Raw genomic sequence first — 23,613 nt, 5'->3', positions numbered from 1 at the left:
GTTCGACTTATATCATAATGGCATTCATAAATAGAAGTATGGTAAATTTACTAAAAAAAAGATATACTTTTGTTGCACTAACGCAGTACATGAAAGACAAGGAGTGTACCGATGAAGAAGCCGACGATTGAAGATGTTGCCCAGAAGGCAGGAGTGTCTAAAAGCACTGTCTCGCAATTTCTGAACAAACGATATAAATATATGAGCGACCAGACCAGAGACCGGATTGCCGAGGTTATTCAAGAGCTGAACTATCAGCCTAACGGGCTGGCCCGCAGCTTGAAGCAAAACCGGACGTTTATGGTCGGGGTCATTGTAGCCAACATTGACTATACCCTTTCGATCCAGTCTATCCGTGCGATTGAGGAGGAATTGCAGCGTTTTGGCATTCAGGTGATCATTTGCAACGCCGATGAAAACCCGGACAAGGAGGGCCAATATATTGAGATGCTCAAGGCTCGGCAGGTGGACGGCCTGATTATCTTCCCGACAGGCAAGCATGCAGATATTTACAACCAGCTCATTCGTGAAAAGTATCCGTTAGTGTTTTTGGACCGTTTGGTAGACGGGGTGAATACGCGCAGCCTGCTGCTGGATAACGAAATGGCGATTAAGCTGGCGATTCAGGAACTTGTGGCTCACAAACATGAGCGAATTGCGCTGATTACTTTGCCCCTTGGCTTGAATCGGATTACTCCACGGGTGGAGCGGCTCAGCGGATACAAAAAGGCGCTGGAGGAGCATGGCTTGCCATTTCGAGAAGAGTATATGCGCAGTGTGCCGAGAGAAGAAATCCAGCAGACACTGAAGGAGTTGTTCCAGCTGCCAGAGCCGCCGACTGCGCTGTTGGCCGGGAATGATATTGTGCTAGCAGAAGCGCTGAAATATGTGAATGCCCGTCGTATACGCATTCCGGTGGAGTTGTCTATTATCGGGATTGACGATGCGGAGTTTGCCCATATTTACAATCCGCCGATTACGACTATTACACAACCGATTGCGGATATGGGGAAGCAAGCGGCAAAGACGCTGCTGTCCAGCATTGAGGAGGGCGGCGAATCGGTTCCGATTATCTACCGATTTGTACCGGATATTAATCGGGGAGAATCCGTCAAAACGCTGTAGACGAGCAATGTGTCATGTATTATAAAAATAGCCCGTATTCCTTTGTACGATCTGAGTATGCGTATGCTGCTCAGATCGTACAAACGCGAATACGGGCTATTAAAAGTTAAGGCCGACTTCTTTCGGCCTTGTTGAGCTTGCGCTAATAGCGGTGAAGGCTATGCGGGGAATGAAACCGGATTAATTCGTGCTAGCGCTGAGCAAAAAGGATTCCAGCTCGGCTCGTGTCGGATAGCCGTCCATATCTCCAGCTGACATGACAGCCAGTGCGCCAAGGGCATTACCGCGTTTGACTGCCTCTGCCAGGGGCAAGCCCTCCAGTAGCGCACTGATAACGCCTGCGGCAAATCCGTCACCCGCGCCTACGGTATCAACGACATGCTCTACACGGAAGCGTTTGACGTATCCCTCAGCATCTGCGGATTTGTAATATGCACCTTCGGTTCCCAGCTTGATGATGACCAGCGAGGTACCTCGGTCAAGATAGAAGGAAGCGATATCCTCCGGTGAGGTGTAGCCTGTCAATATTTTACCTTCATGAATGCCGGGTAGAAGCCAGTCGCACCCCTCAGATGCTTCGTTAATCGCCTCCACCATCGTTTGCGTGTCAGGCCATAACTTGGGTCTGAGGTTCGGATCAAAGGATACGGTTTTGCCAGCCTTTTTCATAAATTGCCGCGCATGTCGTGCGAAATCACGGCACTCAGGGGAGAGGGCGACAGAAATACCTGTAAAATGCAGATGGCGAGCTCCGGAAAAGTAAGCCTCGTTAAAATCAGCGATGCTTAGTGTGGAGGCGGCGGAATGTTTGCGAAAGTATTCCACCTCTGGGTCCCCACTTGTAACTTTGGATTTAATCAGCATGCCAGTAGAGTGGTCTTTGGTAAACATGACGTTCTGGGTGTCGATCCCTTCTTGACGTAGCGCACTAGCAATGAACTTGCCGAACGTATCCTCGCCGAGTTTGGTCACGAGTCCCGCCCGTAGACCCAAACGCGCCAAACCGGCTGAAACATTCGTCTCTGCCCCGGCCAACGCTTTGGTGAATGAACGCACCTCATCCAGAGAGCCTGCTTCATTGGCATAAAACATGGCCATCGGTTCTCCGAAGGTAACAGCATCCAATGTTGCGGTCATTTGTATTCCTCCTTATGTTTAGTAAACTTAATCTGTAAGCGCATGCACCAACTGAATAAATTGAAATTATCACATAAATCGGTTTTTCACAATGATGAAGTTGATATATTTGCTAAAAACTTTTTGGGTAATATAGATAAAAAAATTCGATTCTGTTTATCAAAAGGTGAAAATCGTGTAAAACTTCGTGTGTATTAAGGGTTTTTCTAGGAATAGTGAAGTTTTGGGTTGACACCCTCTTAGATAATTATTACAATTCTAGCTAAGAAGTAGAGTTAGAAACCGCTTTTATAACAATTCCGTTGATAAAAAAGTTTATCTAAACAGGAGGAATGTTTTTATGGAAATGCGTTATTCAACTCATCCCGAACATGCCAAGCATTTTACGACTGAAGAGTTGCGTCAGCACTATCTGATCCAGGAACTGTTTGTACCTGAGGAGGTAAAGCTGGTCTATACGCATGAAGATCGTGTCATTATCGGGGGCATTTATCCCGTGAATAAATCTGTTGCACTGGAAGGTAACGATCAAATCAAAGCGGAAACTTTCCTGGAGCGCCGCGAACTGGGTATTTTTAATGTCGGGGGCAGCGGTACGGTCAAGGTGGACGGTGAAACTTACGAGCTGGCCACAAAAGACTGTCTCTACGTAGGTAAAGGTGGCAAGGAGTTGATCTTTGAAAGCGATTCCAGTGAAAAGCCTGCGAAATTTTATATCGTTTCAGCTTTGGCTCATACCACGTATCCGACGACAAAGCAGTCTTTTGCCGATGTACCGTCTGAAAGTCTGGGTTCGCAGGAAACAGCCAACAACCGTACGTTGCGTCGCTTTATCCATGATGAAGGCATTCAAAGTTGCCAATTGGTTATGGGGATGACGACGTTGGAGAACGGCAGTGTGTGGAACTCCATGCCGACACATGTTCATGACCGTCGTATGGAAGTGTATTTCTACTTTGAACTGGATGAGAATGCGAGAATGTTCCACCTGATGGGTGAACCGAACGAAACGCGCCATCTGGTGATGAAGAATGATGAAGCCGTTATTTCTCCACCTTGGTCTATCCACTGCGGTGCGGCTACGGGCAGCTATACCTTCATTTGGGGCATGGCCGGTGAAAATAAAACATACAAAGACATGGATCAGGTTGCCATGAGCGAGTTGCGTTAATCCGATCAGTGTATTGGAGCGTAGACCTGCAAGCGGCTGAGGTACATGGTCATCCCATTCGTGGAAAGGATCAGGAACATGACGAAAAAGAAAGTTTTGGAACATATCACTTCAGTAGGTGTCGTCGCAGTCATTCGGGGAAACACGGCGGAGGAAGCATATCTCATGTCTAAAGCCTGCATTGAAGGCGGCTTGGATAATATTGAGCTTACATTTACGACGCCGGATGCGGATCAGGTCATTCGAAGATTGAGAGACGAATTTAAAGATCAGGCAGTGATTGGTGCAGGAACAGTATTGGAGTCACTGACGGCGAGAATTGCTATTCTGGCCGGAGCAGAATTTGTTGTGAGTCCTTCTTTTGAAGAAGAAACAGCGAAGCTATGCAATTTGTACGCGATTCCTTATATGCCCGGCTGTATGACGCTGAATGAGATTAAGGAAGCCATGAAATTGGGTAGCGATGTCGTGAAGTTGTTCCCAGGAAGTGCAATGGGAGCGGACTTTGTTAAGGCCGTCAGAGGTCCAATGCCTCATGTACAGATTATGCCAACCGGTGGCGTTGATCTGGACAATATGGAAACCTGGCTGCGTAATGGATGTGTAGCCGTGGGAATTGGGGGTAATTTGACGGCTCCAGCCAAGGAAGGTCGCTACGACTTGATCACAGAAAATGCAGCACGTTATGTAGCTAAATATAAGGAAGTACGCGCAGCGCTGTAGGCTTCAGGAAATATAGGTTTTTATACTAATTTGTGATGGAGGCGTAGACATGGGTCTGGACAATTTTTCATTGGATTTTTTCAGTCTAAAAGGTAAAACGGCGATTGTAACAGGAGGCAACAGTGGTTTGGGTCAAGGGTATTCCGTAGCTTTGGCCAAAGCGGGTGCAGACCTGTTCATTGTAGCTAACAATGATGATTATGAAGAAACAAGACGTCTGCTCGAACCTACAGGTGTGAAGGTTGTCTTTCATGAGGCGGATCTGACGCAAAAAGAATCCATTAAAAAAATTGTAGAAGAATGCGTCAATGAATTCGGTAAAATTGATATCCTTGTAAACAATGCAGGTACGATTCGTCGCGCCCCTCTGCTCGAGTATAAAGATGAGGATTGGGACGCTGTTATGGAGATCAACCTGAATGCCGTATATCATCTGAGCCAGGGAGTGGCAAAGGTGATGGTAGAGCAAAAAAGCGGGAAGATTATCAATGTCGCTTCTATGCTTGCTTTTCAGGGTGGCAAATTCGTTCCGCCGTATACAGCGAGCAAGCATGCGGTAGCTGGTTTGACCAAGGCATTTGCGAACGAGCTGGCAGTTCATAACGTTCAGATTAATGCGATTGCGCCGGGTTATATTGCTACGGCAAATACAGCTCCAATCCGTGCGGATGAAAGTCGCAATCAAGAAATCTTGTCGCGTATTCCTGCGGGTCGTTGGGGCGATCCGTCTGATTTGATGGGAGTTGTGGTTTTCCTCGCCAGTCAGGGTTCCGACTACATGAACGGTCATATCTTGGCGGTGGACGGCGGCTGGTTGGTACGTTAAGCAGCGCTGGTCGCATCGAAGTTTATGAACTGAAAGCTGCCTCCAAAGGAAACTATCCTTTCAGGCAGCTTTTATTTTTTCAATGAAGCTATATGGTGAACTTGAAGACTTGGGGCGCTGTGTCGATCCGTCCTATGCATATGGCACGAATGCCTTTATAATTTAATGAGATAAAAATTGCTAGGCTCCAGCCGTACACTTGGTTGGAGCCTTTGAGCATAATACAGATGGATTGGAGAATGGAGAGATGAGTTCACAGCAACACCAACGAGCTTTGGTATACAAATCTTTGTGGCATGCCGGTCCTTGGGTGCTTGCCGTAGGGATCATTCTGGTAGGTGCCAATCTGCGCGCCTCGATTACCTCGGTAGGACCTCTTATCGGTTTGATTAAGGATTCTTTGCATATTTCGAATACACTGAGTGGCCTATTAACGACATTGCCGCTGCTGGCTTTTGCCCTGTTGTCGCCTTTTGTAGCCAAACTGTCGCGCCGCTTCGGGTCGTCTCTTATTATTTTTGCAGCCTTGCTGCTGTTGACCGCAGGTATTGTGGTGCGCTCAACGCTGGGGGTGACCGCATTATTTGTCGGGACCGCCATGCTGGGACTGGCTATTGCCGTGTGTAATGTGTTGCTGCCCAGTCTGATCAAAGAGGAGTTTCCTCGCAACAGCGGACTGATGACCGGCGTATACTCAGTATCCATGAATGTGGTCGCAGCAACCGCATCTGGCTTGAGTATACCGCTGGCTATAAATGGAGGTATGGGCTGGCGAGGTGCTTTGGGAATATGGGGGATTGTGGGTGTCGTAGGTATTTTACTCTGGGTGCCCCAGCTCCTTAAGGCACGCAAAACAGCCAATAAAGCGGCAGTGTCTGCCCGAACCGTGAATGTATATACATCGTCTTTGGCTTGGAAGGTGACGCTGTTTATGGGGCTGCAATCTGCTCTGTTCTATGTTCCTGCCGCCTGGTTTCCAGAAATGATGAGCGGACAGGGAATGGATTCAGAGACTGCGGGATGGATGCTGTCTGTGCTGCAGTTTTCGCAAATGCCATTTACCTTTATTGTGCCTATTTGGGCGGCACGGGTGAAGGATCAGCGGGTATTGGTTCTGATTATGGCTGTGCTGTATTTTATCGGTCTGGGTGGATTTCTGCTTGGAGCTACACAGTGGAGTGTGATTTGGGTCATTTGTATCGGTATAGCGGGTGGTTTTGCTTTCCCGTTAGTGATGATGTTCTTTAATTTGCGGACGCGGACACCACAGCAGGCAGCAGAGCTGTCTGGTATGGCGCAATCCTTTGGTTATTTGCTAGCAGCGACCGGGCCGACACTGTTCGGTTATTTGCATGATGCGACACAAGGCTGGACAATTCCGCTGCTGCTGCTCTTGTGCCTGAGTGTTCTGCTTATGTTTATAGGGCTAGGTGCAGCCAAGAAACGATATGTCGGAGGCGAGGTGGATGATCAGACTGCAATTTGATGCAGACGGTTACAGTGTGATCTGTAGTGCAGGTCGTGTTATGTTGTTGGCTAAAGAGTTTGCGCTGTTGCGCTTTCTGTACGATAACCGGAATCAGGTGTTCACCCGGGAACAACTGCTGGATCGTGTGTGGCCGCTGGAGTATCCGGTGGAGCGTACGGTGGATGATCATATCTACAGATTGCGCAAAAAACTTAAATCATGGGATGTGCTCCGTATTCATACGGTCAGAGGGTATGGCTACAGCTTGACCTTGACTGACGTGCAGCCACAGAATCATCCGTCCTTGCACGATCAGGAGGTGCAGGACGCCGTACATGGACTATTCCGGAAATACCAGCTGTTGGGGCAGGGGAACTCCATCGTAGCGTTGGCTGCCCAGCAGGAGCAGATGGGTTTTGAATTGTCTGTCTTTTATCAAATGTATACCCGTTTTGTACAGGCGGATGTGTCCTGGTTCTTGGAGCGGGAGGACTTTACACGCGCAGACCGACTGTATTGGATGCTGCTGCTATATATGTGCACAGCAGGGGTGACGGATGAGGGGCTTGCTCTATGTGAGTGTGCGCTTTCCAGCAGGCTGCTGTCCAGTGATCAGGAACGGGAATTACGCATTCTCAACATCCTGGAGGCTTATGTGGAAAATGGAAAACCTGAACGCGCACAGGAAGGTCTACCACTTACCTTGATGGTCATGGAGCGGGATGATCTCGATAAATTTGTGATGCCTGTTGCACTGATGGAGATGTACATGCATCTGGCTTCCAATCATATGGAAAAGGCTGCGGAACTGTCTGATCGTCTGGAAGGCATGCTGTCGGAGGCTCCGTATTTGCGCGAACTGGGCCGTTATCGCATGATGCGCGGACTTATGCTTTTACGTACTGGAGATGTGGGCAACGCCGAGCGGCTCATGGATGAAGGGCTGGGCACCCTTGATATGGCTAAACAGGAATTGCTAAAAATCAAAGCGATCTGCCAAATCCGCAGTTTTTTGAAGCTTTGCGGCTCCTATCCCATGCTGGAAGAGAAATATGCGGCTCAATATGATCGGCTTGACCGGGATAACAGTTTAACACTGCATCGTCCAGCGCTAAGGCGCTGGTTGGAACAAACACTTTCTGTCGTCTGATGTTTTTAGCTGTCTGATTTTCCTCTGATATAGACCCGCTAGAATGTTCTTATTGCTAAAGAAGCTGAAAATGAGAGCAGGGTGAGTAGATAATGAAGGAAAAGAAAGAACTGCAATCCACGCCTAGCATTTGGCGCAATGGCCGTTTTCGGCGGATGTTTGCAGCGCACACGGCTGCTTCCTTTGGCGATTGGTTTGATGCTATCGCCATTCAGGTGCTTGTTGCCTATCGCTGGGAAGCCGACCCTATGATGATTGCACTGATTCCGGTAGTGATGGCCCTACCGGGTCTGCTGCTGGGTTCCATCGCGGGCACGTTAGCCGACCGGGTACACAAGGCCAGGCTGATGATCGTCTGCGATGCAGCTATTGCCTTATTGACGCTGGCCATCCTCGCCGTCCCGGGCCCGGCGTGGCTGCTGCCTTTGCTTGGTCTGCGCGCGGCGGCTGGCGTATTCCAAATGCCTTCACAGCAAGGCTTGACCCGCACGGTAGTCACCAGCGACGACCTATTTCGGGCAACCTCGCTGAATGGGTTGGTCAATCAGGCCTCCAAAGTGGCAGGGCCATTACTGGGTGCTATGACCTTGACTGTGTTGTCCCCCCAGGCATGCATTATTCTCAATGCATTGCTGCGTCTCTGTTCTGGCCTGCTGCTGTGGCCGCTGCGCGGAATCGGTCCGGCGCTGGTCAGCGCAGACCAACAAGCTGTTGCAGCCGAGCAGCAAGGAAAGTCGGCTGCGCATACAGCGCCTGAGGCTGATGAAGCTAAAATGCGGGAGGAGCATGTCCGCGCATCTCGTTTTTTCAACCAATGGCGTGAGGGCTGGGCGTTCTTATGGCGCAGTCGAATGCTTTTGCATACGCTCATATTCGGACTTTTCGGCTTAATCGCCATTCTCATGATCGACTACCAGTTCCCTACATTGCTGCGAGTGCTCGCTCCGGGTAATGAATCGCTGCTTGGCTGGCTGGTTTCAGCCATTGGGGCTGGCGCCGTCGGCTGCATGCTTGTGCTTAATCGCTTGAATCGCATAAGCGCAGGCTGGGGGCTCGGTGGTGGATATGTGCTGATTGGCGGAGCTATTGCTGCTTTAGGCTGGGCGCAACCTGGAACTGGATTGCCTGTACTGCTTATGATCGGGGCTGTGCTGGGCGTGGGCAACGGCCTGTACATTATCACCCAGAACTATATATTACAAGCCAAAACCCCTGCTGATATGGTAGGACGCGTCTTTGGTATCCAAAGTACCGTGATTGGAGCAATCATGGTCGTTTCACCGCTTGCCGGAGGAGTATTAATCCGAATAGCAGGGGCGGGCACGGCTTTTGTCTGGATCGGAATGACTGTTGGAATCCTGGGTTTGACGGGACTGCTGCTTCAATCTGTAATTTGGCGCGAGTCCCTCGCCGATTCTAGCCTGACTACGGAGCAAAATGCAGACCTTGCGTAGTAGATCTTGCGCAATAATTTGCTTTGATTTTCGTCATTTATATTTTTAGCATGGGAGAGATCATGATGACTCAACAAACTTCATCCTCAGAGCCTGTGGCACGGTTACTTGAAGGATCACGGGTATACTTGCGTCCCGTTAACGTAGAGGACACCGAGCTATACTATAATACATTGTTCGATCAGGATGTGCGGCGGCTGACAGGCACACAACGCAGCTTTACCAAGGATCAAATTGCCCGTTATATTGAAGCTAAAGGACAGGAAGCCTCAAGCCTGCTTCTGTTGATTGCGCTTCGCGAAGATGATCGTGTCATTGGGGATATAGCCCTGCAGGATATGGACAGCTTGAACCGCAGCGCCAACATCCGTATTGCAATCAATGAGCAGGGAAATCAGGGGAAAGGCTACGGCACCGAAGCGCTTGTACTCATGCTGGGTTACGGATTTGGTATCTGTAATCTGCATCGGATTGAGCTGAATGTATTTGATTTTAATGAACGTGCCATTCGTTGCTATGAAAAAGTAGGCTTTCAGCGTGAAGGTGTACAACGGGATGCTTTATTCTACAATCATGAATACCATGATTCGATTCTGATGAGTATGCTGGACCACGAATACCGCGACCGCTATGTGAAAAAAGCAGAAAGTTAATTCAACACGTTTACACGGGTTTACAGAAGAGATATAATTAAAGGATAAAGTTGCTTGTTTGCGCAGGTATGACCGACAACATCAAATGAATATATGAATTACCGGAGGAGCCTGTCACCAAGGCTCCTTTATGTCTTTTTTAGGGGAACCTGTGCTGTATCTCGGGTTCCCCTTTTTATTTTGCGAGTTGTCCGTTAAGGTCAGACACATATTTTGCACGTTTGTTTTACACTTTATGATTATCAGTTTTCTTCAATATCGTGAATTATGCGCAGATGAGTTCAAGGATTAAACCAAAGGAGGTTATCAGCCTATGCAATTTATACTATATCTTCTGCTGATTCTGTTGTTCACAAAAGTCGCGGGTCATTTGTCTGTCAAGCTCGGTCAACCAGCGGTGTTGGGAAAGCTGATCGCAGGAATTGTCCTGGGTCCAGCCGTATTGGGATGGGTTCAGAATGATTCGCTGATTCATAATATGTCTGAAATCGGCGTGCTGCTGCTGATGTTCATTGCTGGACTGGAGACGGACCTGGATCAACTTCGACGTAACTGGAAGCCTGCGGTAGCTGTGGCGGTTGGAGGTATTATTTTACCGCTAATTTGCGGTTTTGGTGTAGGGGAAGCCTTTGGATTCTCGGTGCATGAAGGCTGGTTTCTAGGAATTATTCTGAGTGCTACCTCTGTAAGCATTACGGTACAGGTACTCAAGGATATGAATAAGCTGAATACCCGGGAAGGCTCGACCATTTTGGGTGCGGCAGTGCTGGATGATGTGCTTGTCGTGGTGCTACTAGCGGTAGTAATGAGTATATTCGGTATGGGTGGAGAAACTTCGCTGGGGCTTCTTGTTGGCAAAAAGCTAGTTTTCTTCGTAGTAGCTATTCTGGGTGGCTGGTTCGTTGTTCCGTGGATTATGAAAATACTTGCTCCACTCAAGGTGACTGAAGCAGTCATCACGACTGCGTTGATTATTTGCTTTGGGTTTGCGTATTTTGCGGATATGTTGGGGATGGCAGGTATTATCGGGGCTTTTGCGGCCGGGATTGCCATTGCACAAACCAGCTTTAAGCACGTCGTAGAAGAAAAGGTGGAGCCCATCGCTTATTCCATCTTTGTTCCTGTATTTTTTGTCAGCATCGGATTAAATGTTTCCTTTGAGGGAGTAGGGCAGCAGCTCGGATTTGTTGTTGTTTTGACACTGATTGCGCTGGTGACAAAGCTAATCGGGGGAGGTCTCGGGGCGCGGCTGACGGGCTTCGATAACCGTTCTGCCCTTGCGATCGGCTCCGGGATGATATCTCGCGGCGAGGTTGCACTTATTATTGCAGCTACCGGTCTACAGACGGGTCTGTTGGCACAGCAATATTTTACATCGGTGATCATTGCCATCATTCTGACGACCTTGGCTTCGCCTCCGATTCTCAAGCTGTGTTTTAGCGATAAGAGGGAGAGTTCCGCTCACGATATAGAAAAGAAGGTCAGTACTGACAAGTCATAACGAGAGTATCAACAGGTCATAACAAAAAGACCCTTCGGGTTCAGCTTCTCATGGCGTGCATGGAAAGTCTGATTTAGAGTAAAGCGGACTTTCCATGCAGCATGAGAAAATGGGCGAAGGGTCTCTTTTATGCTATAAACGCTTCAAGAATAGAAAAATTAAGACTCGGACACCACTGTGAAACGTTGGTTCAGATGTTGCGGTTTTTCGATTTCGTCCACTACGGCAACTGCATAATCTTCATAGCTGACATAGCTTGCACCTTTGGAATTAACCAACAGCGTTTCTTTTCCCACTTGGTAAGAGCCTGTACGTTTGCCCAGTGCAAATTCAGCGGAAGGACTAATGAAAGTCCAGTTCAGGTCGCGGGTACCACGCAGAATTTCCAGGTTTTTTCCTTGGTTATTTGCTGTAGGGTATACGAAATCCGGGAAGCCAGGAGTATCTTTTACCAAAAGTGTTTGGGATTCGTCAGTGAACAAGCTGCCTGCACCACCTACGACAATTAGGCGAGTACCGGATGCATTACGCAGGGCTTCAATCAGTACGTTACCTGCATCGACATGCAGATGCTCTTGTCCGAGTGGAGCGGCAAAAGCATTAACGACTACGTCAAAACCTTTCAGATCATCTGTTTTCAGATCAAAAACGTCTTTTTGTACTACAGTAGCACGGCTTTCCGTTACTTTAGCCAAGTCACGGACGATTGCGGTTACTTCATGTCCTCTGTCTAATGCTTCTTTTACGATATTACTTCCTGCTTTACCGGTTGCACCAATAACTGCAATTTTCATAATAGATAGCCTCCTATAAATATGATTTGGATGATTCATCAGTTTGATCGTAAATGTACCTGGTACATTTAAGAACTTTAACATGTAACTATTATAGTTACAATATAAAATAAAAGTCAAGCTCTTCTGTTGGGCAAACTAAAGTCCTCCGATTGGAAAGAGAGGAACTCGTTTAAATATATAAGGTGAAACTGAATGAGCAAACTTAAGCCATATTGGATATATGTAGAGCACAGATAAGAAAGGAAGAGTGAAACGATATGAGTAAAAAAGTGCAGCTTGAACCCGCAGCGCAGAAATTTGCAGACGACAATGCCAAGCCTCCGTTTCTATATGATTTGGGTCCTGAAAAAGGACGTGAAACGGTCAATGAAGTTCAATCCGGTCCAGCAGACAAACCCGCCGCAGATGTAGAAGATCTGTCTATTCCAGGTGGGCCTGGCGGTGAGGTGAAGGTCAGAATTGTTCGTCCACAACAGGTGACAAGCGATCTCCCGGTCATTGTATATATTCATGGAGCAGGCTGGGTATTCGGTAATGCCCATACGCATGATCGTCTGATTCGTGAATTGGCAGTCGGCTCACAGGCAGCAGTTGTATTCCCGGAATACAGCTTGTCACCTGAAGCTAAATATCCGACGGCAATTGAGGAAATTTACGCGGTCGTTCAATGGGTGGCACAGCATGGGCGCGAGCATGGATTGAAGCCCGATACGCTGACGATAGCCGGAGACAGTGTCGGCGGTAACATGACCGCGGCCGTAACGCTGCTGGCCAAAGAACGCAGTGGTCCTTCCATCCGGCAGCAGTTGTTATTTTATCCGGTGACGGACGCTTCCTTTGACACGGAATCATACCAGGAGTTCGCCACAGGATATTTCCTGAGCCGCGAAGGAATGCAATGGTTTTGGGATCAATATACGACGGATCCCAACGAACGAGCGCAGATCACGGCGTCCCCGTTACGTGCCACCACAGAACAGCTCAAAGGGCTACCGCGTGCGCTGGTCATTACAGGCGAGGCCGATGTGCTGCGCGATGAAGGTGAGGCCTATGCGAACAAGCTGCGTGAAGCGGGGATAGATGTGACCGCTGCACGCTTTCAAGGCATCATCCACGACTTTGTGATGCTGAACCCATTGTCGGAAACAGCGGCCAAGCGCGGTGCGATCACGCTCGCTACCTCATGGCTGCGCCGAGGGTTTGAAGGCTAGTACACTATAGAGCATTTTAAGGGTGCCGTCGTGTGATTTGATCCAGTTTTTTGAACGATTAGGCTGTCTTCTTCCTGCTGACATCTATTGCAGGGAAGGCAGCCTTTATACATATCTGCAATGAAACCGCTTCACCTTCGTCGAACAGAGTGATAATATAAAATTTGAACGAGTTTGACCGACATTCAGCTTTAAGGGGGATATCCATGCCATTTCAGGGACAACGCATTTTACCTGCAGCTAAGCATATGAAGCAGCTGGAGGGTATTTTGGACAGCTCTTATGAGTATGCGGTTTTTCTGGATACGCATGTAGCGCAGCTGCGCAACCTGTACCAGATGGCTAGGAGTCGCAGCAAGCAAATGCTTCTGCATGCCGACCTGGTGCAAGGCTTGAAGAATGACGAGTATGCGGCTGAATATTTGTGTCAGGAAATTAAGCCGTTTGGGATTATTTCGACCCGATCCGGGGTGATTGCAACTGCTAAAAAGAAAGGGATTCTTGCTGTACAGCGGGTGTTCCTGCTCGATACGATTGCGCTGGAAAAAAGCTACGCGCTGGTGGAAAAAACACGACCTGATTATATTGAGGTGCTGCCCGGTGTTGTTCCACCTATGATTAAGGAAGTCAGCGAACGCACGGGCATTCCCATTTTGGCGGGCGGACTTATTCGCACCCCAGAGGATGTGGAAGCGGCGTTGGCTGCGGGAGCTACAGCAGTTACAACCTCCAATAAACAACTGTTCGAGCATTATAGGCAATAGATTAGATTTGATCATATGTATTTTGCATAAATTCAAAAAAACTCATTTTGTATCTTGGGTATTTCTGCAAGATGTTTGTTTAGTCCTATCACGAGGTTGATCTAAATCAGTAGAATTCTGATTTTCAAGATTTTGGTCGAGGACTTAAGCAGTCCCGTATATAAAGAAGTTATTTGGTGGGAGGCCACCTAGGAACATGATCATGCTCTGGTGACCTCGTACAGTCTTTTCATTGCTGAATGGTAATGGGTTAAAGCATGCTGACATTAAGAGTACCCTTGTTGTTGGAGGCAACTCCATGATTGAGTCTGTAGTGACTCGATGTGAAATTCATTGGAGCGTAAAGTATAGACATATTACACTTCTTGTACAATTAAATCACACCAGTGTAGAACCGCCATCCACGACAATGGTCTGTCCGGTGGAATATTTTCCACGCATTAAATAAAGATAAGCCTCAGCTGCGTCTTCGGGTTCTCCCGCTCGGCCAGCAGGGAGGTCTTTTCCGGCAGTTTCATACATCGCGTTTAGGTCTTCCTCAGGAATACTGTCCCACATCTCAGTACGTATTAGCCCTAAACTAACGGTGTTGACACGAAGAGGACTGAGTTCAACAGCCAGCGCCCTGGCTAGAGATTCAACAGCACTACATACGCTGGCTGCGACCGTCAAACCCTTCTGAGGTCGGACTCCGGCAATGCCAGAAGTTAAAATGATGGAACCGTTCTGTCTGATGTTCTCACTTCCGTATTTTGCGGCCATAAACGCTCCCCAGTACCGCAGGTTAAAGGATCGCCGTGCAGTCTCCACGTCAATTGAGCTGAGATTTTTGATTAGTAATGAATCGCCTGCCGAGAAAACCAAGTGGTCTAATTCACCAATTTGGCTGAAAAATGTTTGAACCTGCTCCTCGCTAGATAGATCAACCACATGTCCTTCCGAACCTTGGGGGAGGCGCAAGATCGCATTGTGAACCTTCTCTTTTCGACTGGATACTACGACTACGGACGCTCCTTCCCGTGCAGCGGCTTCGGCTGTCGCAAATCCAACTCCAGAAGTTCCTCCGAAGAGAATAATGCGTTGGCCTCTCAAAGTACTGCTACGATCGTTCTGTTCTGGTTTCACCCTAAATCCTCTCTTCTTCGATTATTTGTTATGGAACGGAAGTACAACCTATTCAGCCTTGACTGCCGATTCCTCCTACACTGTAGGCGACAAATCGATTATAATCAGTTTTGTAAACGCCCAAATAGGTCTGTATTTGTAGTACTGTTCTGAATGCTAATTGTACGGATACTGTTATAAATTCTATCAGGATATAGAGGTGTATCATTGTTATGAATTCTGAAAGAAGACGAAAAGAACTAGCTGATTTTCTTCGGACTCGTCGCACACGTCTATCCCCGCATGATGTGGGATTTCGGGTTGAGACCTCACGTCGTCGTACGCCTGGTCTGAGGCGAGAAGAAGTGGCAAGTCTATCAGGCATTTCCTTACCATGGTACACCGCATTGGAGCAGGGGCGGGATATTCAAGTGTCGGAACAAGTACTGGAGAGTTTGGTGCGAACACTTCGACTCAGTAATGACGAACGCAACCATCTATTCGTATTGGCTAACCATTCTGTACTTCCAAACGTAACAGAAGATGAATCCATTTCTCCAGCCCTTCAACAGGTTCTCGACAAGCTGGGAACATACCCTGCCTATGTCATCGACAGGCGATGGAACCTTTTTGCTTGGAACAAAATGACAAGTATATTGTGTGGAGACTTTAACCAAATAGCAGAAATTGAAAGAAATATTCTTTGGCGCATCTTTATGATGAAGGATAACAAAGCTCGCATAGTTAATTGGGAAGACGTCGCCACCATGCTGTTGGCCCATTTCAGAAGCCGATACGCCTTACACATGAATGATTCGTGGTATCAGGATTTAGTTAACATGTTAAGTGACAGAAGCGAGGAGTTTAGAGAGTGGTGGGGACGCCATGATGTTTCCAGAAACTCGGAAGGGGAAAAAGTGATACATCATCCTCAAGCAGGACTATTGACATTTCGTTACAATACTTTTACAGTCTCTGAAAGTGGTGAGTTCGTGATGGGGATATATACGCCAATCGAAAACACAGGAACTAATGAGCTGTTAGAAGATTTATTACAGGGATCTCTTTGAGGACGATAGAAAGTCAGGTCATTTCGCTAACGGGAAACGTTAGTTCAATACAAGCAGCGGCAGTCTAAGACTTTATTTTCTTGTCTTAGCTCGCCGCTTTTTCATTATTGGGCCAAGGATTTTTAGAATAAGTCTGGATAAGCCTAAAAAGTGGGCATCATAACATTATAAGCAAGGAGATCGGGAAGTGATGGAGCAATACATTCTTGCCTTGGATCAGGGCACAACCAGTTCGCGGGCCATCTTGTTTGATCGGCAGGGAAAAGTGGTATACAAGGCACAACGGGAGTTCCCACAGTATTTTCCCCAGCCGGGGTGGGTAGAGCAAAACGCAAATGAAATATGGAGCTCTATTTTGGCCGTCATCGCCTCCTGCCTGTCGGAATCAGGTGTGAAAGCCAGCCAAATTGCCGGGATTGGTATTACGAATCAACGGGAAACCGTAGTGGTGTGGGATAAACATACAGGTCTGCCTGTATATCATGCGTTGGTATGGCAGTCACGGCAAACAGCCGGGATTTGCGAGGAATTGAAAAGTCGTGGATTTGATCGTATTTTTCATAGCAAAACGGGACTACTCATTGATCCCTACTTTTCTGGCACCAAGGTCAAATGGATACTCGACAACGTCGAAGGAGCACGAGCTCAAGCGGAGCGCGGGGATTTGCTGTTTGGTACGATTGATACCTGGCTAATCTGGAGATTGTCCGGTGGTAAAGCACATGTAACGGACTACTCCAATGCGGCCCGCACACTCATGTACAACATTTATGAGCTAAAATGGGATGAGGAGCTGCTGGATATTCTCGGCGTTCCTGCGTCTATGCTACCAGAGGTGAAATCATCTTCTGAGATATATGCGCATACGGTGGATTATCACTTTTTTGGGCAGGAAATTCCTATTGCCGGAGCGGCGGGCGATCAGCAAGCAGCTCTGTTCGGTCAGGGATGCTTTGACAAGGGCATGATTAAAAATACATACGGTACGGGATGCTTTATGCTGATGAATACCGGAGATGAACCCTGTGACTCGGAACATGGACTGATTACGACCATTGCATGGGGGCTGAATGGTCAGGTAAAGTATGCGCTGGAGGGCAGCATTTTTGTAGCGGGATCTGCTATTCAGTGGTTGCGTGACGGGCTGCGCATGTTCCGCGAGGCCACAGATAGTGAAGCGTATGCGGCGCGTGTGACCTCGACGGAAGGGGTATATTTTGTCCCAGCCTTTGTGGGTTTGGGCAGCCCGTATTGGGACAGTGACGTGCGCGGCGCGACATTTGGTTTGACGCGGGGAACGACCAAGGAGCACTTTATACGAGCGGTACTGGAATCGCTGGCCTACCAGACTAAAGATGTCCTAACTGCCATGGCGAGCGATTCGGGTGTACCTGTGCGTTCATTGCGTGTAGATGGAGGCGCAGTGATGAACGAGTTCCTGATGCAGTTCCAGAGCGATATTCTCGATCTGCCTGTAGAACGACCTGCTGTGAACGAGACAACTGCACTCGGTGCGGCGTATTTAGCGGGACTGGCAGTTGGGTTTTGGAGCAGTCTGGATGAAGTCCGGGGATATGCTCAGAGTGATCATACCTTTACTCCGTCCATGAGTGAGGACATGCGGACTGAGCTTTATGGTGGTTGGAAAAAGGCAGTTCATGCCGCAATGGCGTTCAAGTAGAGACGGTTATGCGATAGAAGGCAGCCATCTGGCAACAGGCAGATTTCCCTTTTCATAGCGTACCGTGTGTGCTACGATATAGATAAGTTAATACTCGTCAGGAGACTTGGAGAGACCATGAACCGCTCGGCATCCGCCGCAGCGATGTTCGTGGTCTTTTTTTGTACCTTATGATGATTCGGTTGGCAGATTGCATCGTGAATATATACAAAGCTGGAGGGATAAATGATGGGAGAACAGGGATTTGCTGCGCAGGAGAGAACCGCTGTTTTGGAACGTATGGGACATGAGCATTTTGATATTTTAATCATTGGCGGCGGCATTACAGGGGCGGGTATTGCGCTGGATGCGGCGGATCGTGGTTTGAAGACAGCATTGGTGGAGATGCAGGATTTCGCAGCGGGTACGTCCAGTCGCTCGACCAAGCTAGTGCATGGTGGTCTTCGTTATTTGAAGCAGTTTGAAGTTAAGATGGTAGCCGAAGTCGGGAAGGAGCGGGCAATCGTATTCGAAAATGGTCCACATGTGACCATACCCGAGCGTATGCTACTTCCTTTTCACAAGGGCGGCACGTTTAACGCATTCACCACCTCTGTCGGGCTGCTGGTATATGATTTCCTTGCTGGTGTTAAGCGTAGTGAGCGCCGCCGCATGCTGGACATCCAAGCTACACTAGAGCGCGAGCCTTTGCTGAAGCGTGATGGACTGAAGGGAAGCGGCAGCTATGTAGAGTACCGCACAGATGACGCTCGCCTGACGATTGAGGTCATGAAGGAAGCTGTTACACGAGGGGCGCTGGCGGTGAACTATGCCAAGGCTGACAAGCTGCTGTATGACGAAGGACGAATAAGCGGTGCAAGCGTAACGGACCGGGTAACGGGAAAGCCATACGAAATTCGAGCTTCGCTGGTTATTAATGCAGCCGGACCATGGGTAGACACGTTACGGGAAATGGATCGCTCCAAAGAGGGCAAGGTGCTTCGCCTGACGAAAGGTATTCACCTGGTGTTCGATGCTGAGCGCTTTCCGCTCAAACAGGCAGTGTACTTCGATACACCGGATGGACGCATGGTATTTGCCATCCCACGTGATGGAAAAACCTATGCAGGTACGACCGACACGGTGTATGAGGGGGATACGGCGCATCCCCGGATGACCGCCGAAGATCGGGCCTATGTGCTTCAAGCGATCAACGGAATGTTTCCGGATGTAAAGCTGACTGTTACGGATGTAGAATCCAGTTGGGCAGGGGTACGGCCGCTCATTTATGAAGACGGTAAAAGCCCTTCGGAAATTTCACGTAAGGACGAAATTTGGGAATCCCGTTCAGGTCTGATCACGATTGCAGGCGGCAAGCTGACGGGCTACCGGAAAATGTCCGAACTCGTCGTGGATCGTGCGGTACGGGAGCTGGGGCGCTTGCATGGGCAGCGCTTCCGGGCATGCCGCACCAGACATATCCCGATTTCGGGTGGCAGCGTAGGAGGCTCAGCGGGCTGGGACGTGTACGTAGGTAAGCAAACTGCAGCAGGTGTTGCGCTCGGCCTGTCGCCGGATATAGCTAGAGCATGGGCTACCCGCTATGGCTCCAACACAGAGCGATTGTTTGCCATAGCGGCACAGAGCATGAAGGAGGCTAACGAGAAGGAAGCGGCGCTGCCTGTGGAGGTGCGTGTCCCGCTCCTGTATGCGATGGAACAGGAAATGACAGTGACACCGTCTGATTTTTTTATACGCCGAACTGGGGCTCTGTTCTTCCAGATTGACGAGGTGAAGCGCTGGAAACAGCCCGCCATCGCATGGATGTCCGAACATGCAGGCTGGAGCGCCGCGCAAGAACGACAATATACGGCTGAGCTGGATGCTTACCTGTATGAAGCTGTAACGCCTGTAGAGGTAGAGGTGAAACCCGGTGACGTTAAAGCTATTTGAGGCCGCGAGGGATATATATCCTTGAGCCATCCATTGCTTTGAGACATGGACTGAAAGCAAAGAAGCAGCGATTCTTCATAACAAGAGAATCGCTGCTTTTTTGTATACAGATGGCTTACAGCATCAAGTGGAACAGGAACGGGGCAGCCGCCAAGGTAATGAGAGCGGCGAGCACCATCGAGATGCTGGATATCGTCCCCGTCAGCGAACTGAACTCGAATGCTTTGGAAGTGCCTGTACCATGAGCACCGGTACCGAGCAGCACCCCACGTGAGACTTCATTTTCGATACGGAACAGTTTTACAATCATCGGACCGATAATAAGACCGCTCAATCCGGTCAGAATAACGAATACAGCCGTGACCGTCGGATTGCCGCCAATCGTTTGCGATACATTCATCGCAATGGGTGTCGTAATGGAGCGAGGAATCAGGCTGCTCAGCAGCGAAGAATTCAGGTGCATCCACTTAGCAAGCGCCATGGAGGACAACACGGCTACAACAGACCCAGACAGCACGCTAAGCACGATTTGGGTCGCGTGTTTTTTTAACACAGGGAAATATCGGTACAAAGGGACAGCAAATGCAATCGTAGCTGGCTGTAGCAGCATGGACAGCAAGTGAGCGCCCGAATTATAAGAACGGTAGTTCACACCCGTCAGCGTCAAAATCAAAATGATAACAATAGGTGTAATGAGCAATGGAGACAAATACACCTTGGGTAGTGTGCGGTACATGCGTTTGGCCATCCAGTAAATAGCGAGTGTCAATACAATACATAGAAGACCGGTCATGATGATTTATGCTCCTTTCGTTTACCAAGCAGACTAGCGACCATACCTGTGCAGGCCATCACCAGAAAGGTGCCGAGCAACACGACCAGCATAATGCTCATACCATCGTGTTCCAGCATCGGCCAATAATTCATAACGCCGACAGCGGAGGGGATAAAGAATAATAGCAGCTCGGCCAGCAACCAATTTGCACCAACTTCAATCCAGCTTAGCCGGACCAAGCCGGTTTGCAGCAGAATAAAAAGGATCAGCATACCAATGATACTACCGGGTACAGGCAGGTGGAGCCAAGAGACTACCGCGTTCAGGATGAGCGAAAAGGCCATCAGGACGGCGATCTGGAGGACACCGCGTATGAAGCTTTTCATATATAATGGCTCCTATCTTTGAGATCGGTTATTTTCAAACTGTAATGAAATTTTACATCACAAGCTTTCATGAGTAAAATGCATATAAAGAATGTAATCTATTCCGTTTGTCTATGGGAGAAGGTGTAGCTTTGGATATCCGACATTTACAATACTTTTTGGAAGTCGCGCGGTTGCGTAGCTTTACAAAGGCAGCCCAGAGCATGTTTATTACCCAGCCGACGATCAGTAAGACGATTAAAAGTCTGGAAGATGAATTGGGGGTCGCTTTGTTCGACCGAATTGGCAAAAGAATCGAACTGACGGACGCGGGAAAGGTAATTGAGCTTCAAGCACAAGCGATTGTAAAGTCCTTTCAAAGCCTGTCCTCGGAGCTGAGTGATTTGATGAACCTGAAAAAGGGACATATCCGTATTGGCCTGCCCCCTATGGTCGGATCAAGCTTTTTTCCGCGTGTCATTGGAGAATTCCATAAGGCATATCCTGATGTGACCATTCAATTATTTGAGGACGGGGCGAAGAAAGTGGAACAGGACGTAGAAGCCGGGGCATTGGATATCGGGGTGATTGTGCTGCCTGCGGTTGGAGATATGTTTGAGACATTTCTGTTTGTGGAGGAAAAGCTGAATTTGCTCGTTCATCCTACGCATGCATTGGCAGAGTGCAAGGAGGTACCGTTATCTGCGTTGGCGGAGGAGGCGTTTGTACTGTTCCGTGAGGATTTTACGCTGCATGACCGTATCATTGCGGAATGTGTTCGTGCTGGCTTTCAGCCGCGTGTAGTCTACGAAAGCTCACAATGGGATCTGATTAGCGAAATGGTTGCTGCAAACCTGGGAGTAGCGCTGTTGCCGGAGGCCATTTGCCGAGATCTGGATTCCGAGCGCTTGCGTGTTCTTCCATTGGTGGACCCCGTCATACCTTGGCATTTGGGGATGATCTGGCGGAACGATCGTTATCTGTCCTTTGCCGCCAGAGAATGGATATCGTTCACACAACAATTGTTGCGGACGGAATATGGCGGAAAATAGTCAGTCAACAAGAAGGTGAGTACGATGCAGAGGTGCACCGAAGGAGGACGAATACTGCTTACATCATAAAAAAGCTGCCCTGAGGGGCAGCGATGTAGCTTGCTTCTATGAGTGTGTTTGGTTTATTGCACGCTTGGTGTGAAGGTACTTGTCCATAATACGGTCAAGTCTGGAGGATTTGTCCAATACACGTTCATCTTTTAATCCGTGTAAGTCAGCCATGCGATTCAGTTCACGGCGTTCTTTTTCCATGAGTTTTTCCAATTGTTCGAGGTTCACAAAGCCCACCCCCCATGTCGATTGTAAGGCATGTCTCCACTAGCGGCAGAAGTTTTTTTGATAACGATGTTATTTCCATTTTACCACTTTTTATTAACAATAATCCAGCTTTCCTGACATTTAGCGACTAATATTTATGGTTTTGCCAGTTTCACCTGATTGCGTCCTGAACGCTTAGCTTCATATAATGCCTCATCTGACTTTTCCAGTAAGTGCCTCGATGCAATGACAGGTGAACTGCCTGCTCCGATGGATACGGTTAGAGAGATCGAGGTTCCGTCATTCAAAAGAAAACGTTCATTTTCCACAGCTTTCCGAATCTTTTCGGCAAAGCTTGCTGCTTTCTGACTATCGCAATTTCCAATCAGAATGGCAAATTCCTCTCCGCCTTTACGGGAGGGGTACGCCCTCGTTGTAGATTCCCGGATTAACAGCATTCCTAATTGGCTTAAGACGGTATCTCCGTTCAAATGACCATACGTATCATTAATATTTTTAAAGTGGTCAATATCCAGCATCACGAGTCCAAAGGGCTGTTTTGTAGTCTTGGAAGTATGAAAGACCTCTTCGAATAGCGCATCGAAAGCACGCGGACTGTAGAGTCCGGTTAAATGATCCCGATTTGCAGCTTCTTCCAGCAGATGAACAGCCCGTTCTGTTTTTTTGATATGGGACATCATAAAATAAGTGAACAGGCCGCCAAGTAACTTAACGGTTGTGATTATTATCATAGATTCATTATCAGGAGGATTAACCACATAGAAAGTAGATAACAGTGACACTACAGCAGCTCCAAGCACAGCCGACATCCACATGCGGAGTGTTAGGCTTTTTTCTCGAATAAAAATAAGTGAAATGCCCAGTGTCATGAAGCAATTGACGGTAGCAGTCAGAGAAACATCTGTCCAACCACCTGTGATGTAAATACGGTACAGGCTTATGATCAAGGTAGTCAGCAGACCGGATACCGATCCTCCCATATAAACAGAAATGATAATCGCCAATTGGCGCAGATCGACCACAAAGTGCCCACGGATCCATAAACCGGTCATCATTAACAGAATGCCAAACAGACCCAGCATTAAACCGTTCATTACCCGATAAATGAATACATGTTTTTTTAGGTAACGCTCATATTTCCGGAAAAATAAATTTCCAAAGAATAAGAAGCTTGTTAATAACGCAAAATTGTTAATTAATTCTTTTAACATATCCCTATCCTTTATGCTGAAATGAGAGTTGTAGTATCGTGGGGAATAAAGCAAAAGGCCTCGTTTCTATATTTCGGTAAAAAGTAGGCATGAGTGAATACCAATCGACCACAAACGATTCTTATGTCCCTTACGTTTCGTTTATCTACGTGGTACAGTGAAAG

At 48.1% G+C, this 23,613-nt stretch carries 22 protein-coding genes; 15 read left to right on the top strand and 7 right to left on the bottom strand.

Features of this window, described 5'->3' with window-relative positions:
• Positions 1-111 precede the first annotated feature (111 nt).
• Entirely contained in the window at positions 112-1,125 is a 1,014-nt protein-coding gene (locus NSQ58_RS03330; RefSeq protein WP_023990869.1) for a LacI family DNA-binding transcriptional regulator, read from the top strand.
• A 180-nt stretch (positions 1,126-1,305) separates the two neighbouring features.
• Here NSQ58_RS03330 and NSQ58_RS03325 read toward each other — a convergent pair whose 3' ends face one another.
• Positions 1,306-2,262, bottom strand: coding sequence for a sugar kinase (locus NSQ58_RS03325; RefSeq protein WP_034095119.1), 957 nt, complete (start codon positions 2,260-2,262; stop codon positions 1,306-1,308).
• A 340-nt stretch (positions 2,263-2,602) separates the two neighbouring features.
• On the opposite strand from NSQ58_RS03325, the gene kduI reads away from it, so the two are divergent.
• The 8 genes from kduI to NSQ58_RS03285 all read left to right on the top strand — a co-directional run bounded on the left by kduI (position 2,603) and on the right by NSQ58_RS03285 (position 11,208).
• On the top strand, positions 2,603-3,433 hold the full coding sequence (gene kduI / locus NSQ58_RS03320; RefSeq protein WP_023990866.1) for a 5-dehydro-4-deoxy-D-glucuronate isomerase: 831 nt from the start codon (positions 2,603-2,605) through the stop codon (positions 3,431-3,433).
• A 78-nt stretch (positions 3,434-3,511) separates the two neighbouring features.
• The gene (locus NSQ58_RS03315; RefSeq protein WP_023990865.1) at positions 3,512-4,156 is read left to right on the top strand and encodes a bifunctional 2-keto-4-hydroxyglutarate aldolase/2-keto-3-deoxy-6-phosphogluconate aldolase; all 645 of its coding nucleotides are present in this window, start codon (positions 3,512-3,514) and stop codon (positions 4,154-4,156) included.
• A gap of 49 nt (positions 4,157-4,205) precedes the next feature.
• A complete protein-coding gene (gene kduD, locus NSQ58_RS03310; RefSeq protein WP_023990864.1) occupies positions 4,206-4,982 on the top strand; it encodes a 2-dehydro-3-deoxy-D-gluconate 5-dehydrogenase KduD in 777 nt (258 codons plus the stop codon).
• A gap of 247 nt (positions 4,983-5,229) precedes the next feature.
• On the top strand, positions 5,230-6,468 hold the full coding sequence (locus NSQ58_RS03305; RefSeq protein WP_023990863.1) for a CynX/NimT family MFS transporter: 1,239 nt from the start codon (positions 5,230-5,232) through the stop codon (positions 6,466-6,468).
• Positions 6,449-7,600, top strand: coding sequence for a winged helix-turn-helix domain-containing protein (locus NSQ58_RS03300; protein WP_075154900.1), 1,152 nt, complete (start codon positions 6,449-6,451; stop codon positions 7,598-7,600). Before NSQ58_RS03305 ends, NSQ58_RS03300 begins: the two co-directional genes overlap by 20 nt.
• A 92-nt stretch (positions 7,601-7,692) precedes the next feature.
• The gene (locus NSQ58_RS03295) at positions 7,693-9,054 is read left to right on the top strand and encodes an MFS transporter (protein WP_341056893.1); all 1,362 of its coding nucleotides are present in this window, start codon (positions 7,693-7,695) and stop codon (positions 9,052-9,054) included.
• Between the two features lie 62 nt (positions 9,055-9,116).
• A complete protein-coding gene (locus NSQ58_RS03290) occupies positions 9,117-9,707 on the top strand; it encodes a GNAT family N-acetyltransferase (protein WP_034095118.1) in 591 nt (196 codons plus the stop codon).
• A gap of 313 nt (positions 9,708-10,020) precedes the next feature.
• A complete protein-coding gene (locus tag NSQ58_RS03285) occupies positions 10,021-11,208 on the top strand; it encodes a cation:proton antiporter (protein WP_341056892.1) in 1,188 nt (395 codons plus the stop codon).
• 158 nt (positions 11,209-11,366) lie between these two features.
• Here NSQ58_RS03285 and NSQ58_RS03280 read toward each other — a convergent pair whose 3' ends face one another.
• Positions 11,367-12,002, bottom strand: a complete 636-nt coding sequence (locus NSQ58_RS03280) for an NAD(P)-dependent oxidoreductase (RefSeq protein WP_341056891.1) — start codon at positions 12,000-12,002, stop codon at positions 11,367-11,369.
• A gap of 260 nt (positions 12,003-12,262) precedes the next feature.
• Here NSQ58_RS03280 and NSQ58_RS03275 point away from each other — a divergent pair, with 260 nt between their 5' ends.
• Entirely contained in the window at positions 12,263-13,216 is a 954-nt protein-coding gene (locus NSQ58_RS03275; RefSeq protein WP_341056890.1) for an alpha/beta hydrolase, read from the top strand.
• 206 nt (positions 13,217-13,422) lie between these two features.
• A complete protein-coding gene (locus NSQ58_RS03270; RefSeq protein ID WP_028540792.1) occupies positions 13,423-13,980 on the top strand; it encodes a glycerol-3-phosphate responsive antiterminator in 558 nt (185 codons plus the stop codon).
• A 378-nt stretch (positions 13,981-14,358) separates the two neighbouring features.
• Here the strand turns inward: NSQ58_RS03270 and NSQ58_RS03265 are convergent, their stop codons facing one another.
• Positions 14,359-15,105 (bottom strand): SDR family oxidoreductase, encoded by a 747-nt coding sequence (locus NSQ58_RS03265; RefSeq protein ID WP_028540791.1) that lies wholly within the window; start codon positions 15,103-15,105, stop codon positions 14,359-14,361.
• Positions 15,106-15,317: 212 nt separating this feature from the next.
• Here NSQ58_RS03265 and NSQ58_RS03260 point away from each other — a divergent pair, with 212 nt between their 5' ends.
• The 3 genes from NSQ58_RS03260 (at position 15,318) to NSQ58_RS03250 (ending at position 19,767) form a co-directional block, all read left to right on the top strand.
• Positions 15,318-16,154 carry a helix-turn-helix transcriptional regulator gene (locus NSQ58_RS03260; RefSeq protein WP_028540790.1) on the top strand — a complete coding sequence of 279 codons (837 nt, stop codon included), beginning with the start codon at positions 15,318-15,320 and terminating at the stop codon, positions 16,152-16,154.
• A 190-nt stretch (positions 16,155-16,344) separates the two neighbouring features.
• The gene (gene glpK, locus NSQ58_RS03255) at positions 16,345-17,835 is read left to right on the top strand and encodes a glycerol kinase GlpK (protein WP_068939037.1); all 1,491 of its coding nucleotides are present in this window, start codon (positions 16,345-16,347) and stop codon (positions 17,833-17,835) included.
• Positions 17,836-18,063: 228 nt separating this feature from the next.
• Complete coding sequence (locus NSQ58_RS03250) at positions 18,064-19,767, top strand: glycerol-3-phosphate dehydrogenase/oxidase (protein ID WP_341057739.1); 1,704 nt, start codon at positions 18,064-18,066, stop codon at positions 19,765-19,767.
• Positions 19,768-19,882: 115 nt separating this feature from the next.
• Here NSQ58_RS03250 and NSQ58_RS03245 read toward each other — a convergent pair whose 3' ends face one another.
• Both NSQ58_RS03245 and NSQ58_RS03240 read right to left on the bottom strand, forming a co-directional pair.
• Positions 19,883-20,560, bottom strand: a complete 678-nt coding sequence (locus NSQ58_RS03245) for a CidB/LrgB family autolysis modulator (protein WP_341056889.1) — start codon at positions 20,558-20,560, stop codon at positions 19,883-19,885.
• The gene (locus tag NSQ58_RS03240) at positions 20,557-20,928 is read right to left on the bottom strand and encodes a CidA/LrgA family protein (RefSeq protein WP_013312485.1); all 372 of its coding nucleotides are present in this window, start codon (positions 20,926-20,928) and stop codon (positions 20,557-20,559) included. The genes NSQ58_RS03245 and NSQ58_RS03240 overlap by 4 nt, the downstream gene beginning before the upstream one ends.
• A 131-nt stretch (positions 20,929-21,059) precedes the next feature.
• On the opposite strand from NSQ58_RS03240, the gene cidR reads away from it, so the two are divergent.
• A complete protein-coding gene (gene cidR / locus NSQ58_RS03235; RefSeq protein WP_023990853.1) occupies positions 21,060-21,959 on the top strand; it encodes a cidABC operon transcriptional activator CidR in 900 nt (299 codons plus the stop codon).
• Between the two features lie 105 nt (positions 21,960-22,064).
• Here cidR and NSQ58_RS03230 read toward each other — a convergent pair whose 3' ends face one another.
• Both NSQ58_RS03230 and NSQ58_RS03225 read right to left on the bottom strand, forming a co-directional pair.
• On the bottom strand, positions 22,065-22,238 hold the full coding sequence (locus NSQ58_RS03230) for an aspartyl-phosphate phosphatase Spo0E family protein (RefSeq protein ID WP_013312483.1): 174 nt from the start codon (positions 22,236-22,238) through the stop codon (positions 22,065-22,067).
• Between the two features lie 134 nt (positions 22,239-22,372).
• Entirely contained in the window at positions 22,373-23,449 is a 1,077-nt protein-coding gene (locus NSQ58_RS03225) for a GGDEF domain-containing protein (protein ID WP_279833484.1), read from the bottom strand.
• Positions 23,450-23,613: the final 164 nt, after the last annotated feature.

It is taken from the genome of Paenibacillus sp. FSL M7-0134 (assembly GCF_038007865.1).
Classification (GTDB): domain Bacteria; phylum Bacillota; class Bacilli; order Paenibacillales; family Paenibacillaceae; genus Paenibacillus; species Paenibacillus polymyxa_B.
Note: the sequence above shows the minus strand (reverse complement) of the source record. Positions and strands in the feature narration are given on the sequence as shown.